The 17952-nt window shown below is 49.9% G+C and carries 22 protein-coding genes; 9 read left to right on the forward strand and 13 right to left on the reverse strand.

The genetic code is table 11. From position 1 onward, the window contains the following. Positions 1-129: 129 nt before the first annotated feature. From araH to OGV69_RS23235, 4 genes are all read right to left on the reverse strand, one after another. On the reverse strand, positions 130-1116 hold the full coding sequence (gene araH, locus OGV69_RS23220; RefSeq protein WP_042307755.1) for an L-arabinose ABC transporter permease AraH: 987 nt from the start codon (positions 1114-1116) through the stop codon (positions 130-132). A gap of 14 nt (positions 1117-1130) precedes the next feature. Continuing rightward, on the reverse strand, positions 1131-2645 hold the full coding sequence (gene araG / locus OGV69_RS23225; RefSeq protein ID WP_038641495.1) for an arabinose ABC transporter ATP-binding protein AraG: 1515 nt from the start codon (positions 2643-2645) through the stop codon (positions 1131-1133). Positions 2646-2760: 115 nt separating this feature from the next. After that, on the reverse strand, positions 2761-3750 hold the full coding sequence (locus OGV69_RS23230) for an arabinose ABC transporter substrate-binding protein (RefSeq protein ID WP_038641497.1): 990 nt from the start codon (positions 3748-3750) through the stop codon (positions 2761-2763). A gap of 318 nt (positions 3751-4068) precedes the next feature. After that, complete coding sequence (locus OGV69_RS23235) at positions 4069-4626, reverse strand: DJ-1/PfpI family protein (RefSeq protein ID WP_038641499.1); 558 nt, start codon at positions 4624-4626, stop codon at positions 4069-4071. A gap of 554 nt (positions 4627-5180) precedes the next feature. Here OGV69_RS23235 and OGV69_RS23240 point away from each other — a divergent pair. Then, positions 5181-5684, forward strand: coding sequence for a non-heme ferritin-like protein (locus tag OGV69_RS23240; RefSeq protein WP_038641501.1), 504 nt, complete (start codon positions 5181-5183; stop codon positions 5682-5684). A 136-nt stretch (positions 5685-5820) separates the two neighbouring features. On the opposite strand, the gene OGV69_RS23245 is transcribed toward OGV69_RS23240, so the two are convergent. Then, complete coding sequence (locus OGV69_RS23245; protein WP_005127709.1) at positions 5821-6072, reverse strand: DUF2766 family protein; 252 nt, start codon at positions 6070-6072, stop codon at positions 5821-5823. Between the two features lie 131 nt (positions 6073-6203). Here OGV69_RS23245 and OGV69_RS23250 point away from each other — a divergent pair, with 131 nt between their 5' ends. Next, positions 6204-7625, forward strand: a complete 1422-nt coding sequence (locus OGV69_RS23250; protein WP_204563637.1) for an MFS transporter — start codon at positions 6204-6206, stop codon at positions 7623-7625. A 33-nt stretch (positions 7626-7658) separates the two neighbouring features. Here the strand turns inward: OGV69_RS23250 and OGV69_RS23255 are convergent, their stop codons facing one another. Then, positions 7659-8297, reverse strand: a complete 639-nt coding sequence (locus tag OGV69_RS23255; protein ID WP_038641506.1) for an RpiB/LacA/LacB family sugar-phosphate isomerase — start codon at positions 8295-8297, stop codon at positions 7659-7661. A gap of 267 nt (positions 8298-8564) precedes the next feature. On the opposite strand from OGV69_RS23255, the gene OGV69_RS23260 reads away from it, so the two are divergent. Together OGV69_RS23260 and ftnA are read left to right on the forward strand one after the other, a co-directional pair. Further along, on the forward strand, positions 8565-8900 hold the full coding sequence (locus OGV69_RS23260; protein ID WP_038641508.1) for a YecR-like family lipoprotein: 336 nt from the start codon (positions 8565-8567) through the stop codon (positions 8898-8900). A gap of 193 nt (positions 8901-9093) precedes the next feature. Next, entirely contained in the window at positions 9094-9591 is a 498-nt protein-coding gene (gene ftnA, locus OGV69_RS23265) for a non-heme ferritin (protein ID WP_038641510.1), read from the forward strand. Positions 9592-9636: 45 nt separating this feature from the next. Here ftnA and OGV69_RS23270 read toward each other — a convergent pair whose 3' ends face one another. Then, positions 9637-9876, reverse strand: coding sequence for a YecH family metal-binding protein (locus OGV69_RS23270; protein WP_038641513.1), 240 nt, complete (start codon positions 9874-9876; stop codon positions 9637-9639). A gap of 227 nt (positions 9877-10103) precedes the next feature. Between OGV69_RS23270 and tyrP the strand changes: the two genes are divergently transcribed. After that, positions 10104-11315 (forward strand): tyrosine transporter TyrP, encoded by a 1212-nt coding sequence (tyrP, locus tag OGV69_RS23275; RefSeq protein WP_069323583.1) that lies wholly within the window; start codon positions 10104-10106, stop codon positions 11313-11315. Between the two features lie 27 nt (positions 11316-11342). Here the strand turns inward: tyrP and OGV69_RS23280 are convergent, their stop codons facing one another. From OGV69_RS23280 to OGV69_RS23295, 4 genes are all read right to left on the reverse strand, one after another. After that, entirely contained in the window at positions 11343-12008 is a 666-nt protein-coding gene (locus OGV69_RS23280; RefSeq protein WP_038641516.1) for a YecA/YgfB family protein, read from the reverse strand. A gap of 208 nt (positions 12009-12216) precedes the next feature. After that, the gene (locus OGV69_RS23285; protein ID WP_038641518.1) at positions 12217-12498 is read right to left on the reverse strand and encodes a heavy-metal-associated domain-containing protein; all 282 of its coding nucleotides are present in this window, start codon (positions 12496-12498) and stop codon (positions 12217-12219) included. Further along, positions 12495-12851, reverse strand: a complete 357-nt coding sequence (locus OGV69_RS23290; RefSeq protein ID WP_069323582.1) for a mercuric transporter MerT family protein — start codon at positions 12849-12851, stop codon at positions 12495-12497. The genes OGV69_RS23285 and OGV69_RS23290 overlap by 4 nt, the downstream gene beginning before the upstream one ends. Next, complete coding sequence (locus tag OGV69_RS23295) at positions 12829-13971, reverse strand: transglutaminase-like domain-containing protein (protein WP_069323581.1); 1143 nt, start codon at positions 13969-13971, stop codon at positions 12829-12831. Before OGV69_RS23295 ends, OGV69_RS23290 begins: the two co-directional genes overlap by 23 nt. Before the next feature lie 328 nt (positions 13972-14299). Here OGV69_RS23295 and OGV69_RS23300 point away from each other — a divergent pair, with 328 nt between their 5' ends. Continuing rightward, entirely contained in the window at positions 14300-15325 is a 1026-nt protein-coding gene (locus OGV69_RS23300) for a patatin-like phospholipase family protein (protein WP_069323580.1), read from the forward strand. 19 nt (positions 15326-15344) lie between these two features. Here the strand turns inward: OGV69_RS23300 and OGV69_RS23305 are convergent, their stop codons facing one another. Both OGV69_RS23305 and OGV69_RS23310 read right to left on the reverse strand, forming a co-directional pair. Then, positions 15345-15815, reverse strand: coding sequence for an SRPBCC family protein (locus tag OGV69_RS23305; RefSeq protein ID WP_069323579.1), 471 nt, complete (start codon positions 15813-15815; stop codon positions 15345-15347). Positions 15816-15828: 13 nt separating this feature from the next. Beyond that, the gene (locus tag OGV69_RS23310; RefSeq protein ID WP_069323578.1) at positions 15829-16518 is read right to left on the reverse strand and encodes a DUF1571 domain-containing protein; all 690 of its coding nucleotides are present in this window, start codon (positions 16516-16518) and stop codon (positions 15829-15831) included. A gap of 200 nt (positions 16519-16718) precedes the next feature. Between OGV69_RS23310 and OGV69_RS23315 the strand changes: the two genes are divergently transcribed. The 3 genes from OGV69_RS23315 to OGV69_RS23325 form a co-directional block, all read left to right on the forward strand. Continuing rightward, positions 16719-17063, forward strand: a complete 345-nt coding sequence (locus OGV69_RS23315; RefSeq protein WP_069323577.1) for a hypothetical protein — start codon at positions 16719-16721, stop codon at positions 17061-17063. 370 nt (positions 17064-17433) lie between these two features. Continuing rightward, positions 17434-17703 (forward strand): hypothetical protein, encoded by a 270-nt coding sequence (locus OGV69_RS23320; protein WP_061381073.1) that lies wholly within the window; start codon positions 17434-17436, stop codon positions 17701-17703. Between the two features lie 10 nt (positions 17704-17713). After that, the coding region (locus OGV69_RS23325) for a DinI family protein (RefSeq protein ID WP_286469538.1) at positions 17714-17952 on the forward strand (239 nt) is incomplete at its 3' end.

A 17952-nucleotide genomic window follows, 5' to 3' on the forward strand; every position in this document is an offset into this window, starting at 1 on the left:
GTATAGATGATGTATGACGGATATAAGTATAGACAGTGTGACCATGCTCGCCATTTGGAAAAACAATCGCCAGCCGGGTAGCGGCTGGCGATTAGCTGAGGCTAGACTAAAAAGTTAGGGCTTAAATCATTAAATGGTACGCTTCGCTTTTTGCTTGTAGCGGTCGAAGATTACCGCCGCCAGCAGGATGAGACCACGTACGACGTACTGTGCAAAAGGAGAGATATTCAGCAGGTTCATCGCGTTCTCAACCGTCCCCAGAATTAATACCCCGGCGACCACATATGAGATTTTTCCGATGCCGCCTTTCAGCGAAACGCCCCCTAATACACATGCAGAAATCACGATCAGTTCATAACCGATTGAGGTCATTGGCTGACCGCTGGTCATGCGCGATGCGAGGATAATGCCGGCAATTGCGGATACCAGACCGGAAAGAATAAAGATAATAATCTTGGTGCGCACAACCGGAACCCCGGCCAGGCGCGCAGCCTCTTCATTCCCCCCAATAGCCAGCGTGTTACGACCAAACGTGGTTTTATTCAACAGTAAGCCAAATACGATGAAACAAACGATCGTTATCCAGATAGGTGCCGGCAGCCCGAACCAGTTAGCATAGCCAAGGGTGAAGAAACGCTCGTCTTCAATCCCGACCGCCTTACCGTCAGAGATAATGTAGGCCAGACCGCGGACAATCTGCATCGTCGCCAGTGTGGTGATCAGGGCATTGATTTTTAACCGTGCAATCACAAACCCATTCACCAGACCGCATAAAATCCCCAGCAACAGCCCGGCAGCGACGCCAATCCACAGGCTCTCGGTCATGTTGATGACCACGGCAGTTGTGACCCCCGCACAGGCAATGACGGATGCAACGGACAGGTCGAAGTCACCGGATGCCAGGCAAAATAGCATCCCACATGCGACCATACCCGACATCGATACCGCCAGTCCCAGCCCCTTCATGTTGATGAAGGTGGCAAAGTTTGGCACGAAGATGGCACAAACCAGGAACAATGCCGCGAACACCACCAGCATCCCGTATTGATCCCAAATGCGGCCAAGGTTTAGCGCTGATTTCGCAGCACCTGAACCCGATGTAGAAACGGAAGACATCATACTCTCCTTATTCAGGCCACAGCCTGGCTGACTTTAGGCATTGCAAGGCTCAACGCCTGGCGTTCATCCGCCTGTTCATGAAGTAACTCCCCGGCAATCTCGCCTTCTCTCATCACCACGATACGATCGGCGACACCGAGAACTTCTGGCAGGTCACTGGATGCAAACAGCACGGCCACGCCGCGCGCCGCAAGGGCATAAATCACGTTATAAATTTCATGCTTGGCGCCCACATCAATGCCGCGGGTAGGTTCATCCAGCAAAATCACTTTCATCTCTTCCGATAACCACCTGCCAAGAATAGCCTTCTGTTGATTACCGCCAGAGAGGTTCATGATCAGTTGCTCCGCCCCCGGTGTTTTGATGTTGAGCGAACGAATATGGTGATCGGCGTTAGTTTCTTCCCAGCCGTTATTGATCACGCATCCTCCCAATACATGTTTACGACGCGCGCTAATGTTGATGTTGTTACGCACCGAATGAACCGGAATAATCCCTTCAGCTTTGCGATCCTCCGGGCACAGCATCATTCCCGCTTCAATGGCGTGGCTCGGTTTGCGGATATCAATTGGCTGTTCATCAATAAACACCTGGCCTGCGGTGATACGCGTGCCGCCAAACAATCCTTTCATTAATTCGCTACGTCCAGCGCCCACCAGCCCAAACAGTCCGACGATTTCACCGCTACGCACCGATAAACTGATCGGCGTGCGCACGCCAGGGGCTTTGACCTCATGCAAACGCAGGCGCTCTGCGCCATAAGGCCTGGATTTCCAACCATAAATATCACCAAGGTCACGCCCTACCATCGCTTGCACCAGCGCATCGTGATCGACCTGCTGCATATCCGTAAACGTTTTAACGTAGTGCCCATCTTTAAATACGGTAATGGCATCGCTAAGGGCAAAAATCTCCTCCATACGGTGCGAGACATACAGAATGATGCGCCCTTCGTTGCGCAGCTCACGGATAACGCGAAACAAATTCTCAATCTCGCGTGCCGACAGGGAACTGGTCGGTTCATCAAAGGCGATAATTTTGGCGTTACGCGCCAACGCTTTTGCAATCTCTACCATCTGCCATTGACCAATGGAGAGGTATTTCAGTGGCGTGTCGGGATCGATATCCATGCCCAGATGCTTAAGCTGTAGCCCCGCTTCATAGTTCAGCAGCGACCGATTCACAATGCCGCCTTTATGCGGCAGTTGCCCTAAATAGATATTTTCGGCAACGGTCATTTCCGGGACGAGATGCAGTTCCTGGTAAATAATGGCGACACCAGCGTTCAACGCGGCTGTGGTATCCGCAAACGAAACTTCTTGTCCGCGAATCGCCAGGGAGCCCGTCGTTGGCGCATAGTTACCACTGAGAATTTTTAAGAGTGTTGATTTTCCGGCGCCATTTTCGCCCATCAGCGCATGCACCTGACCGGCATAGCAATCGAAACTGATATCCGTAAGCGCTTTAACGCCGGGGAACGTTTTGCCAATGCCGCGAAATGAGAGATACGGGGTAGACTGTTGCATAACGTCTCCGTGATTCAGATCTTTATACCGGATGGCGGCTTTGCCTTATCCGGCCTACTGAGTACGTAATTCGTAGGCCGGATCAGACGCTTTGCCGACGCATCCGGCATTTATGTTACTTACCGCCTAAACCTTTCTTCGCCAGTTCTTCTTTGAAGTTATCGCGGGTAATCAGCACCACATCCGTCACTTCAGTAAACATCGGTGGCTCTGCACCTTTCGTTACCCAGTTGTAGAGCATTTGGCTTGATTTATAGCCGTGAACGTCCGGGCTTGGCAGTAATGAACCGTAGAACCCGGTCGCTTCGCCTTTAGAGAGTTCACTCACCGCGTCAACGCCGTTAATACCGATACCGATCACGTTCGGCGCTTTAAAGCCTTGCCCTTCGGTCGCACGTACGCCGCCCAGCACGGTGTTGTCGTTCATCCCCACGATCAGCCAATGTTTGACTTCAGGATGCTGAACAAGCATGGAGTTGGCGGCGTCGAATGCGCCAGGGATATCATTCGATTTGGTTGGAACCTGGTATATCTGTTTTTCCGGGAAGCCCGCAGCTTTAAGCGCTTCCATTGAGCCTGAAGTGCGGCGGCGCGCGGTATCCAGTTCGTTCGCGGTAATGGCCATTACCGCGGTGGATTTCACATCCCACCCGCGCTTTTGCATCTCCTTGTACAGCTCCTGACCCTGGCGTTCACCAATTTTTGTTGCCGCCATCATGACCAGCGGCACGGTGTCCATCGGTTTCCCTTTCGCGTTGGCAAACTGGTCATCGACAGCAATGACTTTCATATCGTAGCCGCGCGCCTTCGCCATAATGGCAGGCCCGAGTTTGGGATCCGGCGTACAAATCACAAACCCTTTCGCACCGCTTGCAGCCAGGCTGTCAATCGCGTTAAGGGTTTTCTCACCATCCGGGACGGCGATTTTTATCACCTCAAAACCAAGGTCTTTACCGGCTTTATCGGCAAATTTCCATTCAGTCTGGAACCACGGTTCTTCCGGTTGTTTGACCAGGAAACCGAGCTTCATGGACTCAGCGATAGCGGATTGTGACATAATGGCAGCCAGGCCGATGGCCGCCAGCGCTTTAGTGAATTTGTGCATGGTCAACTCCAGCTTTAACGTTCTTTTATGTAGGGTAAAATCAGACGATTTTTTGTAATTCGGACGTAAAACAAGGCATTACCTTTTATTGATAAGATCAATGCCAGTGCTGAGAGTATTTTTAGCGGGAAATTGATTCTCCATAAGAGAGCGGCATCACACCACAGAATTACAGTAATTGCGTACATAAATTCAGCGAGAAATGACATAAAAAAACGCGATTTTGACGACGAAGAAAAAGAGGAATAGCAGATTAGTCCATAACATCAGTCAGCAAATCCTTGTCCCCGAATGCTGAAGCATTCGGGAAAACAATGTTTACCATGGGTAGTAAATGTGGTCGGCGTGATCGCGAACCGGAATATCATCTCCCAACAGACGCGCCGAAAGCGTAAACGCAAAATCAAAAATATGCCCTAATCCTTTGCCGCTAATAAGATTGCCATCCTCAACAACGGGCGCATCGATATATTCGCCATCCGTGACGTTTTGCCATAAATCTCCCGAGCACACGTAGCGACGCCCCTTTAGCAGACCGTTGCCACCCAGTACGCGCGCGGCCGCAGAGCACACAGGACAAATAAGTTTTCCCGCCTCATCATGGCGGGTGACAAACTGGATGACTGCCTCGCTGGCGGCAAGATTAACGCTACCTTGCGGCCCCCCAGGCAACACGACGGCATCGTAGAGATGGGCCTGACGCGCGGCCAACGTACTGTCGGTCACCATCGGTACGTCATGATAGCTCACCACCGCACGCGACTCCGCGCAGGCCAGCGTTTCGACTTCGATATTCAGGCGACGCAGAATATCAATGGTAACAATCGCTTCCGCCTCTTCAAAACCAGGCGCCAGCAGCACCGCAACCTTTTTCATAGGTAACTCCTCGATTTCCCCACATTCACCAAACAATAAATGCCGAATCGTACAGGTCGTTAAATTTATTAATTTCAGCAAAAATGATCTGGCGCAAAATATTAACTACCAGATAGTTTTCATTTACCTTACCCAATCGTGAAATCGCCACCAGCCGGGACTTCATAATCAGCGAGGTCAAGACAATAACGTATTGTTAAATTTAATTTTGCGATATGAAACAACATTTCATTATCATAATATTACCATAAACACTTAAATATCAATCAATTACATTCACGCATCTTATATGACGAAATGCAGGTATTAAGAATATTGCTATGACAATATGTAAAAAAACATAAATATGCAGATTTAAGGATTTTCTTATGTCAGATCACGCGCTATGCTGAATCTCGATCGGAAGCGGATATAATCCGTGATCACTAAAGGACCGGCGGAACGGATTTATTCTGCTAACAGTTTTAATTGTACGTAGATGTGAAGTGCGGCGACAGCCCGTTGCACTGACGTTAGTAACGTACATTCTCCTTTCTGGAAATAAGGATATTGATATGGCTGCAGTTGGAATTGTTCATAAACTCAACACGCAAATGAATCTTGAGTTCTACGCATCGAATCTTTACCTGCACCTTAGCGAATGGTGCTACGAACATAGCCTGACAGGTACCGCAACGTTTCTACGCACGCAGGCGCAGGGTAACGTAACTCAAATGATGCGTATGTTTAATTTTATGAAAAGCGCCGGGGCTAACCCCATCGTCAAAGCCATCGATGTTCCGGGTGATGAACTGACTTCCCTTGAAGAACTGTTTCAGAAAACACTGGATGAGTACCAACAGCGTTCGAGTAAGCTTTCACGCTTAACCAATGAAGCTGAAGCATTGAACGATGAGCCAACCGTTGATTTTCTCCACGATCTGGAAAAAGAGCAGCAGCAGGATGGCGTGCTGTTACAAACCATTCTTGATGAAGTCCGCAGCGCGAAACGCGCGGGACTGTGCATGGCGCAAACCGATAAACATCTGCTGAACGTCGTAAACTACCAACATCACTAATCTTCAATTTTCATAACGCTAGCCGGATAGTCATGCCACGCATCTTATCCGGCTAGCGCTCAATGATCGCTACGCTCGCGCCTCTCATTCTCAAAGGCGCAAAAAACCTTTCTAAAACCTGAAACAACGGTTTATTTTAGTGAGACTCATTCTGCGGCGTGAATTTCAACTCGATCAAGGCAACTGCTTTTTGTATTGCGCGCATAGTAACCGGATCGGCACCTGCAGGGTGACTTGAAAAGTCGATGCTTTTCAGTTGGCTGGACATTTTCTCCCGGACTTCTACCGGGGCAATAACATCAATGACATCCAGAATTTGTTTGATAACCAGCTGACAGGCAACAACGTCCGAGAGCAGTTCCTGATCGGCATTCAGTGTTTGGGACATAATGAGCTCCTTATAGAAAGGTCGTCATAGTACCCATTCAGCGATCGAAACGGTAGCGGCGTACGCATAACGGATACGCTGAAAATAAAAAAACAGACCCGGTCAGTTTCTTTTGAGATGGCAAGCACAACATGAGTGAACATTTAGCGGTTGAGAATAAACGTGGTCTCTCCCCGGCGGCATTACTTGTAGCCGGCGCTTTCTTTATGGAGTTTATTGACGGTACGGTGATTGCTACCGCCCTGCCCGACATGGCCAAAAGCTTTGGCGTACAGGCGGTTGACCTGAATATTGGTATTAGCGCCTACCTGATCACCCTCGCCGTACTTATTCCCGCCAGCGGCTGGATTGCGGACCGCTTTGGCGCCAGAAAAGTGTTTACCCTCGCACTGGCGATATTTACCCTCGCCTCGGTCTTATGCGGTTTGTCCACCCGTCTTGAAAGCTTTGTCGCCATGCGAATCTTACAGGGCGTGGGCGGCGCATTAATGGTTCCTGTTGGCCGCCTTGCGGTACTACGCACCACGCCTAAACGTCAGTTAATCACCGCCATTGCGACTCTGACCTGGCCCGCGTTAGTCGCGCCCATCATCGGTCCTCCACTAGGCGGATTCATCACCAGCTATGCCAACTGGCGGTGGATCTTCTTCATTAACGTCCCATTGGGAATACTGGCGATAGCGCTGGCGCTACGTTTTATTCCGGATATTCATGACGACGAGCGCCGTCCGTTTGATATAGCGGGTTTTGTCGCGACCTCTGTTGCCATGGTAAGTCTGGTGTATGCCATGGAGTTGCTGGGAACCCAGCAGCCGCAGGGTTGGCTAACTGCCGGACTTCTCACGCTGGGAATAGCGACTTTCCTGTTTGCCCTACGCCATTTTCGCCGCGCCGCCTGGCCGATGATTCGTCTTGATGCCATGAGCGTCCCGACTTTTCGCGTCACGATGTATGGCGGATCGCTGTTTCGCGCCTCTATCAGCGCCGTACCATTTCTGCTGCCGTTAATGTTCCAGGTAGGTTTTGGCATGAACGCTTTTCACGCAGGTTCGCTGGTGCTGGCGGTGTTTGTAGGCAATCTGACGATAAAACCTGCCACCACGCCGTTGATACGCTGGCTGGGCTTTAAGAAATTGCTGTTGATCAACGGGGCCCTTAACGTCCTGGCGCTGCTGGCCTGTGCATTGATAACGCCGCAAACGCCCGTATGGGTTATTTTGCTGGTGCTGTATCTGGGCGGTGTGTTCCGTTCAATCCAGTTTACCGGCGTCAGTACGCTTGCATTTGCGGACGTCCCCGCGTCGCAAATGAGCTACGCCAATACGCTGTTCAGTACGGCAACACAGTTAGCAGTGGGACTGGGAATTTCATTAGCCGCTATTGGGATCCGCATCGGCGCTGAAGTCAGTGAATGGCTGGCGCTGGGCAATATTCCGGGGATCAGCTTCCGCCTGGCCTTTGTGGCTATCGCCATAATTTGTCTGGTCGGTATGGTGGATACGCTGCGGCTTACCCGTGATGCCGGAAGTGCGGTGTCAGATAAGAACAGATAGCCCGGCGGGAGAACACCGCCGGGCCAGCAGGATTTAGCCAATAATCTCGCGCACAAACGCTTCGATCGACTTGTCCTGGCAGTTTTCAAAGAAGCACTGCTGGAAGCGTGGACCCGAGACGGCGGTTTTCACCAGCTCAGGATCGATAGCGCGCAGCGTATCCAGATAATTCTCTTTTACCACTGCCGCTTTCACCTGATTCAGAATACCGGCGTTACGCACCTGCGGCTCTTTACGTTCTGGTGGATAACCTTCCCCGGTACGTCCAGTAAACGCTTTTTCAAACATATAGCGCACATTCAGCTCGGCGCCCCAGCCAAAGCCTTTGGCGAAGGCCAGAGAAAGCGCATTCCCATTGTTGATCTGAGAAAACAAGAATGCGTCCGCCGGATCGAGGCAGTAGCCGCATACGACTCCCGGATGGATATTCAGTGACATCATTGCGCCCTGACCCGTACCACAGCCGGTGACCACAAAATCCACGGCTCTGGAATTCAGCAGGATGCTGGCCATAATCCCTAAATGAATGTAGGTCAGATGATGGTCATTTTCATCGCTCATGCCGACGTTATAAACGGGAAAACCTTTCTCATCCGCAACGGCTTTAAGCTCGTTATGAATGATGGCGTTTTTGCTTGCCTGGCTGTTTTCCATCATCAATGCAATTTTCATTCTGTCATCTCCTGAATGCGTAGCGTGGACTGCTGAAAGTCATAACATTCAGGCCACATTACTATTTTGCAAACCCACTTTCAAATTTAATGAAATTTTGTTTTATAAAGTAATGAAGGGCTCACATTTTTCCCTCAGCAGCTCAGAATGGCCTCAAGAAAGTGACGTCGTTGCGATTAATCGCAGGTGATCTTCAGGCTATTCAAGCCATTGATACGTCGAAAGGCATGCCATGATAGCCTATCTCCGAACTTTCAGAGCGATCTCATGAAGACCTTTATCATTGCCCTTTTGCCGCTCGTGCTGACAGGATGCACTATTACTAAACAGGCGCAGGTGAGCGAAGCCAGCGCCATCACCGGCGTGGTTCGCCTGACTTACAACCAGGCCATGTTGCAAACGGCACGAACCGATGACTACGTAACCCAGGGAACCGCCACCAAAGAGTGCCAGCGTATGGGTTATGCCAGCGCCGTTGCGTTTGGGCAGCCAGTGTCAACCTGTAGCGTATATGCCGGTTCTTTGTGTTTGAACACCAAAATTACGCTCGCCTGGCAGTGTCACGGCGTCGCGGTATCTCCAGCGTCCTCATTCAATTACTAATATTTTCGACCAGCATTTTTTTGCTGGTCATTTGTTACTTCGGTATTTATATCCTCCGCTCAATAGCGTTAATGCGTTTTATTCCCATTCGTATTTTTAATAAATAAATTTATTATTTTACCTTTTGCAAATAATTAAATAACAAATTATAGTGGCGCCACGTAATATATAATAACGTTTGTGGAGCAGAACCATGCTGAAAACAGAAATGATCGACCAACTGAATGAGCAAATGAATCTTGAATTATATTCATCTCTGCTCTACCAACAGATGAGCGCGTGGTGCAGCTATCACAGCTTCGAAGGTGCTGCCGCGTTTCTGCGCCGTCACGCCCAGGAAGAGATGACGCATATGCAGCGTCTGTTCGACTACCTGACTGACACCGGTAGCTTACCGCGTATTAATACCGTCTCTTCCCCCTTCGCTGAATATGCTTCTCTGGACGAACTGTTCCGTGTCACTTACGAACACGAACAGCTGATCACCCGGAAAATTAATGAACTGGCTCACGCGGCAATGACCCACCAGGATTATCCGACGTTTAATTTCCTGCAGTGGTATGTTGCCGAGCAGCATGAAGAAGAGAAATTATTTAAATCTGTTATTGATAAGCTATCGCTGGCAGGAAAAAGCGGTGAAGGTCTTTATTTCATCGACAAAGAGCTGGCTACGCTCGATACGCAGAATTAATTCTGTTGGATAACGGTGGTGAGATGCCACCGTTATTCGATAATCTTAATGGCGGCAGATCTTGCTTTCGTGCGTAGAGAAGCCGTCTTCTTTTGCAATAAACTTCCCCTTCGCCGCTAAAAATGCCACCAGCTCAGCCGCCGTCATTCCTTGCGCAGAACAGGTGTGAAAACGTGCCCGCTCGCCAAAACGTGCCGTAATCGCCGCTTCAAGACTGGCATTTGAATACTGCTCGCCAGATTCAATCATCATGTTGAGCACTTCATGCCCGTGAATAGATTCCATACTACCTCCTCAATAAAGGGCATAGCCTAATGTGAACCGCAGGGCGCTGCTTTGCGCTAACACAGGTTTACCAGCAGATAAATGTCATTTCCCATACATCTTAAAATCACCCAATAATCGTAAAGATTAATGTACATGCATTGTAACGGTGATTTGACGAAAATAATGTTTTGCCTTAACCTGCGCCGCAGATATAACCGTTGATTATCTCTGGGACAGAGGAAAGCGTGAAAAACAGAACCCTGGGTAGTATTTTTATCGTGGCGGGAACCACGATTGGTGCCGGTATGTTGGCAATGCCGCTGGCTGCGGCAGGCGTGGGGTTTAGCGTCACGCTGGTATTGTTAGTCAGTCTGTGGGCGTTAATGTGCTACACCGCGCTGTTGCTGCTTGAAGTGTATCAACACGTACCGGCTGACACCGGGCTGGGTACCCTGGCGAAACGTTATCTTGGCCGTTACGGACAATGGGTAACGGGTTTTAGCATGATGTTTTTAATGTACGCGCTGACGGCGGCGTATATCAGTGGCGCAGGTGAACTGCTGGCCTCCAGCATCAGCGACTGGACCGGGACAGCTATCTCGCCATCAACAGGTGTACTGCTGTTCACCTTTGTTGCCGGTGGTGTGGTTTGCGTTGGGACGTCGCTGGTCGATCTGTTCAACCGTCTGTTGTTCAGTGCCAAGATAATTTTCCTGGTAGCGATGCTGGCCCTGTTAATGCCGCATATCCATAAAGTGAATCTGCTTACGCTGCCGCTTCAGCAAGGGCTGGCGCTGTCCGCAATCCCGGTTATCTTCACGTCGTTCGGTTTTCACGGCAGCGTTCCGAGTATCGTCAGCTATATGAACGGTAACATCCGTAAACTGCGCTGGGTATTTATTACCGGTAGCGCCATTCCTCTGATCGCCTATATTTTCTGGCAACTGGCAACGCTGGGCAGCATTAACTCGTCCACATTCATGGGGCTGTTAGCCAACCACGCAGGTTTAAACGGATTGCTACAGGCATTACGTGAAGTCGTGGCATCGCCGCACGTTGAACTGGCGGTACATTTGTTTGCCGATCTCGCACTGGCGACCTCTTTCCTCGGTGTCGCGCTGGGGCTGTTTGACTATCTGGCAGACCTTTTCCAGCGCCGAAATACCGTAGCAGGAAGGATGCAAACCGGCGTGGTGACGTTCCTGCCGCCGCTGGCATTCGCGCTGTTCTATCCACGTGGTTTCGTGATGGCGCTGGGATATGCGGGCGTTGCCCTCGCGGTACTGGCGCTACTGATCCCCGCCATGCTGGCATGGCAAAGCAGAAAACATAACCCGCAGGCTAACTACCGCGTGGCGGGTGGCGCACCGGCGCTGGCGTTGGTGTTTATGTGCGGCATTATGGTGATCGCGGTACAGTTTTCCATTGCAGCAGGGTTACTGCCTGAAGTGGGTTAAACAAAAGGGGCTTTACGCCCCTTTCTGTTAATGCAGACAGCACTGCTTGTATTTTTTCCCACTGCCGCACGGGCACGGGTCGTTACGTCCTACCTTGGCATCTACTTTTACCGGCACCTTCACCGGCGTTTCCTGCGGATGCGCCATCCACCAGGCATGCAGATCCAACGCCGCCAGACGGATAGCGTCCACGCTTTCCTCAAACTCTTCTGGCGTCAGTTTCTCAACCACCGCGAAGTTTTCTTCTGTACCATGCAGCGCAATAGCCTCGAGCGCCGGTTTCAACGTATCCGGTAATGTGGACCAGTCTGACAACGCGACGCCGCGCATATAACCAAAGCACCACTCTTCTACGATGGTCAGTTCATGCTCGTCAATTTCACGCAGACCAAACAGCGGCTCAAACTGCTCGGGGTATTCGTCCAGACGATCGGCCGTATCCGCCATGTGCTGAAACGCCAGGTTCATGAAGCGCGTCATTTCTTTTTCGGAGGACCAGCGAGGGACATACTGCGCCCCCCCCCAAATTGCGACCAGCCACTGCTCCGGTTCAATTTCATACGGTGAACTCAGCACCGCCGTCAGCAAACCATCCAGTTCTGACACATCCAGAATAGCCTTGTCCGTATTGTACTTAGTCAGTACATCATCCAGCCATTCCAGTTCGCTCTCGTTTAATGGTCCCGTTTTCATAACGCTTTTCCTTAGTCAAAAATTCTCGCCTGTAATCATCCTACATGGCTGGAGGGATAACAGATACAAATGGGCGTGGGCGGCTTACAACTGCCGCCAGTTCAGGTTAACAGGAAACGAGGGGAATTCCGGTAGTTAACGCACAAAAGAGAACACCAGGCCGCCGGGCATCATACCGGGAAAACAGAACAAAACCACCCGTAGGTGGTTATTGTTGCTCAATACGGTTAAGCGTCGCGCTATACCCGGTTTTTGCTACCGCTTTAAGCAAAGTCTCGGTAGGAAAACCTTCAGGCACGATCGCTTCTGCCTGCCTTGTCTTGAGTGAGGATTTCGCCTTAATGACGCCATCGGTTTCGCGTAATGCCTGATTGACCGAAATTACGCATAACGAGCAGGTCATATTTTGTATATCCAACACCACTTTTTGATTGGCCGCCTGAACCCACAACGGCAATAATAAGCCAGCAACTAACGTGAAAATCTTCATTCAAATACCTCATAAAACCAGGCGACCAGCGTTGGGTAAAATAACACCGGCAAAATCAACGCCAGCGCACACCAGTAGAGAACGCGCGCTTGTTTCAGGGTTAGCCAGCCAGAACACCACAACCGTTTGGAAAAATAGAGTCGCCAGAAAACACGCAGTAATAATCCCAATGACAGCAGCATCAAAGGAATTCGTAAAAACTCAAACCGGGTTAAAACAGCAAAGCTCGCCGCTGAAATACCAAATAACAGATATAACAGCGGCCCAACGCAGCATAAACCGGCAGTGACGGCAGCCGCCGCGGCCGTCAGCAGGGTCAGTCCCGCGCCTTTAGCGTTGTTCTGTGGCGACATAGCGGTAGGAGAACACTTTAGGATCGTAGAAATTGATCGGGTCGCCATCGACTTCTGCGTAAGGATAACCAAAGTTGTTCATGGCGCCCTGCTCTGTCGCCGGATACAACTCGAAATCACGTCCGTAGTTGAATCCTACCCAGTTCATTTCCCAGTTACCAAACAGGTAAGCGTTGACGGCCTGGACATCGGCGTCCTGATGCGATTTTTTCTCAGTCAGACGCATTTTGGTCACGTCAGCGGGATCGCACGGTAACCAACCGTAACCTGCCAGATAGAATTCGGCGCGACAGTGCTGTCCACCGCTGACATCGGCAACGCCTGTGCTATCGGCCTTGCCAAAGGCGCTTTTCGAGTAGCGCTCGAGCTTATTGGCTTTGCCCAGACGGATGCCAAACAGTTCACGCGCCGGAATACCGCTGGCCCGTGCCAAAGCAACAAAAACGGAGCTCATATCGGTACATTTTCCCTTGAGCTTACCGCTTTTTAAGATCTCCGCCACATCACCGGTACCGCAGCCAATAACGTCATTATCTCGTTCCATATGGCTACTCACCCAGTCGTAAATGAGACGCGCTTTTTTCAGCGGATCTTGCTCATTACCGGTAATTTTGCGCGCGGTTTCCAGAACCAGCCCATCAACAGGCGTATGTGCCGTCGGTAACAAGTAGGGTTTTACATCCAGCGGATAAATAATCTGCTCCGGTACTTGCCAGGTTTTTAGCGCATCCTGCTTCAACGGCTCCCAGTCGGCAGTTTCGATGTCGATATCAACGTTAATCAACAATTCGCTCTGGGAGTCTGGCCAGGTGGCGAACAGCGTCTTCGCGCCATAGGCATTGTTGGTGGTGACATATGCCTGCTGATAGTTCCCGCTAAAGGCAAGGGCTGTCATTTGTTGAAACGCAGTGTCTACAGGTAGTGGGATCCAGAGTTTCACCACACCGCGCGATCCCTCAGCAGGGTTGAGTTTATACGTTTGTGATAAGACAAAGCGTCGACGCGCGACAGGCGCGACTGTTGGCTCCGCGGCATGTACCGTCTGGCTAAGAACCGTAGGCCCGACTAAACCGGCGGCGGAAAGGAGAACACTATTTTTGAGAAATTGTCGACGTTGCATTGCTGTCTGTCCATGTTGTAAGAGTTGAGCTACGGCCCGTTGGGAAACCGGCGATCATCACAGCAGACAGACGCTGACTTAAAAAGGCGAGTCGATGGAGATTATTCATCAATAACAGACCTGTTAACTGTGAATGAAATGAGAGACTACAAGGTCGCTATTAAGCCATTTACAAGCAAAAAAGTACAGTAGCAAGCGGATATCAATCTGCCAGATCAGCCTGTCGCATGAAGCAAACGCAGCAGAAACCCGGCCTATATTTAAAAGCATGCAATAGTAGAAATAACCCAATCCATAATCCCGTTTCATATTCTGGGAGGAAGTAAAAATGGCAATGAGAATACTGTCTATTGATGGCGGCGGGATCAGAGGCATCCTACCGGGTATGCTACTTGTGGCACTGGAGAAGAAATTGCAGGATATATCAGAAAATCCTGCCGCCAGAATTGCGGATTACTTCGATCTGGTTGCCGGTACCAGTACCGGGGCCATTCTGTGTTCTGCTTATGTTTGCCCTGACGCAAAAGGAAAACCAAAGTTCTCCGCTCAGGAAGCCGTCAATTTCTACCTTCAGGATGGGGATGAAATTTTTGATGTCGGTGTCTGGAAAACAATCAGTTCACTGGGTGGCGCTACCGATGAGAAATATTCTGCAAAGGAGCTGGAGCGAGTATTAAAAATGGCATTCGGTGAAACAAAACTCAGTGAATTATTAAGACCAACCTGCTTTGTTTCTTATGACGTGAGCAGTCGTCTTCCTGTCATTTTCAAACAACATTCAGCCCTCGCCAAAAATCGGGACTTCCTGGTCAGGGACGCTTTACGGGGTACCTCTGCGGCTCCCACCTATTTCGAAGCAGCGCGTATTTATTCATTGCCCCCTGTTCCCGAAAAATTTGTCCTGGTTGATGGCGGTGTGGTAGCAAACGACCCCGCGCTCTGTGCCTATTCCGAAGCGATTAAATTCAGTAATGTCGCTGGCATTAAGGATATGATTATTGTCTCACTGGGAACCGGCAAGAAATTGCAGGGGTATTCTTATTCCGAAGTTAAGGACTGGGGCCCCTTTGGCTGGGCAAAACCGGCTATTGATATCACGCTTGAGGGGGGGCCGCAGATGACCGCGTATTATCTGCAACAAATTGCCTCAACGGTAAAAGATTCTAAATACTACAGAATTCAGCCTGAACTATACGGGGCCGATCCAACGCTGGATAACGCATCGCGTGAAAACTTAGAACTTCTGCGCCAGGCAGGCCTACAAAATGCCGCCGTGTATGATAAGACATTGACTGAGATCGCTGAGTTATTAATCAATAGTGGAGGCAATTTTAAATATCAGGACGCTCATTAATCCCCAACGCTGACTGAACTCAAAATATATGCACCTTCGTTGCCAGTTTACGGGCTAACCCTCTTGCCCCCTCACGCATGACCGTATTGTGATTCCAGCGAAATACGGGTGCCGCCAGCGGGGCAAGATAATTCATCCAACGGATAGTGGTTCGGACATTCCAGTCATATTTGACAATAGTCTCTTTGCCACTCGCAGTAAAAGACCACACACCTCGCCCTTCTACCGCCCCGCTGGCTTGTCCTTCAAGCAGAGAGCAAGGGAGAATATTCAATACGTTGATATCAAAGGTTAAACGATAAGGAAGCGCCCCTTTCCAGGTATAACGATGTAGCGCGCCAATGCCCTGTAAATCCCCCTTCTTGATCTCCACAATTCTTTCCAGACTTCCCCACCATTCCGGCCACTGGTCCGGATGGGAAAAAATATCCCATACCTCCTGGATTGAAGCCTCAACCCGCCAGACCGTGGAAAACTGATACTCAGCCATAGTACGGGCTCCCTCAAGGCGTGAAGAAATTAGCGGGAAAACGGATGTTGATAACCATAGCTTCCAGAAGAACGGTTTCTAATCGCCGCCCATCTGGGGCATAGCCGATCACTTTGGCAGGGAATCCGTGATAATTATCCAGCCAGACGTCGTAGCGGTGAACGCCATCCACTGTCATTATTCCTGGCCCAACCACAGACACATGCGTCGTCTCCCGCCCCGCTAGACGCTCCTGAGCAACAACCGTCGTTGTTCCCTCGCGCTGCAGATGGCGAATATTGCCTAACAACACGCCGATATCAGAGCGATCCACCCGATGACCGCGCTCATCCTGGATCAATGAATTGGTCGGCGACAGGTGCAAAATGGGCAACGACCCCACACCAAATGGCCATAATGTCACTTTACCGGTGACGGGATTAAAGATGAGCACCGCGCCTGAATGCGGCAGGGTAAAATCCATTCGTACATAGCCGGGTTTCTGATAGCTGTAGCGAATGATTTTATTCTCATCCTGCGCAGATGAAGATCGCAGCATGACCTGATAAGAGCTCATGTTGTTAAATGACTGCAGCGAAAATGCAACAGGATCCGTGGTTCTGGCTCGCGGTGATAATCCCCCTCTTTCTTCCACCGACCATACTGAGCAACTAAAGACAAGCAATGCGGTGAACGCAACTAGCGGAAAAAATGAGACGCTCATGGCCGCCCCCTGTATCTGTACTATCTGCCAACAGGAGTCATCGCCTGTCGACTGTTATTATAGTTCTTAACCGCGCGGCGCTACTCTCCCTGCTTCTCAGACGCAGTAGGGACTGTTGGTTAAATTGTTGGTTTTCTTTTCAGTTGAGATGACAACATAAAGCTATACTTTAATAGCCATACTCTTAACAGGTATTAATCATGAAACTGCCATCGGTATTTTCATGCGCCGTTCTCATCTTACTGCTGCTGGCGTCATCATCTGCCACAGCCAGCGCGTTACAAAACCAGGCCGCGAGTGAGCAAGCGTTAAACGCGGCACTCCGTGCCGGTAATGGCATCATCATCATTGGCGGGACAAATGATTTCCCTTTCACGTTCAGGGCACCAAACCGAATCCACAGACATTTAGCGATTCAGGATAGCTTTGGCGATCCCACCATGATAAATGGTTTCCAGGACCTCAACGATAATCCTGCCCGAAATGGGTTTATCAACAACCCTGCCCGAGGACGATTTATGCTTAACGCACCGATTCGTCGATAGAGTGATTATCTATTGCAAATGTTTGAAGGGCATTTTACGTATCAGGCAGGATAAAACGACGGATTACAGGCACAAAAAAACCACCCGTAGGTGGTTTCACGACACTGCTTATTGCTTTGATTATTCTGTTCTTTCCCATGGTACCCGGAGTGGGACTTGAACCCACACAGCGCGAACGCCGAGGGATTTTAAATCGTGCGCTTTCTTTCTTAATATCAGTTAGATAGCGCGCTTTTTCATAACATCTATTGTTAACACCATCGTTATCATTCAGTTACTTACAATAAGTGAATAACCAATATTATGTATCCATTGACCATATCTCTGATCCCGTTTACTGTATATGCATCCAGCAAAAAAAGGATTGTTTATGGCAACCGCAAAAGAGTCGAATGCAGGAGCAATGCCTGAGTTAACTGATTTTGCTATCAGTTACTGCGCGCTCACTGAACATGTTCTGTTACACGCCAAATTCACAGACACTATGGCTTCTGTCCCATCATGGCCGTCAGTGCAATTCCCTGATCAAACGATCTGCTTGTCCCGTAGGCAAGCTAAAAATCTCCTGCGTGAACTAAAGAAAGCCGTCGATTACATAGATGCTGGTATTGAGCATCCCTCCATTAAATTCATCGACTAAAAGGTGTGCTATGTTCGTTGAACTGGTTTATGACAAAAGGAATTTTGATGGGCTGCCCGGTGCAAAAGATATCATTCTGGGCGAACTGACCAGGAGGGTTCACCGGATCTTCCCCGATGCTGATATTCGGGTTAAGCCGATGATGACACTGCCGGCGATCAACACTGACGCCAGCAAGCATGAGAAAGAACAGATAAGCCGTACTGTTCAGGAAATGTTTGAAGAGGCGGATATGTGGCTGGTTTCAGA

It is taken from the genome of Citrobacter sp. Cc139 (assembly GCF_030334645.1).
In the GTDB taxonomy this organism is placed as follows: Bacteria; Pseudomonadota; Gammaproteobacteria; order Enterobacterales; family Enterobacteriaceae; genus Citrobacter; species Citrobacter werkmanii.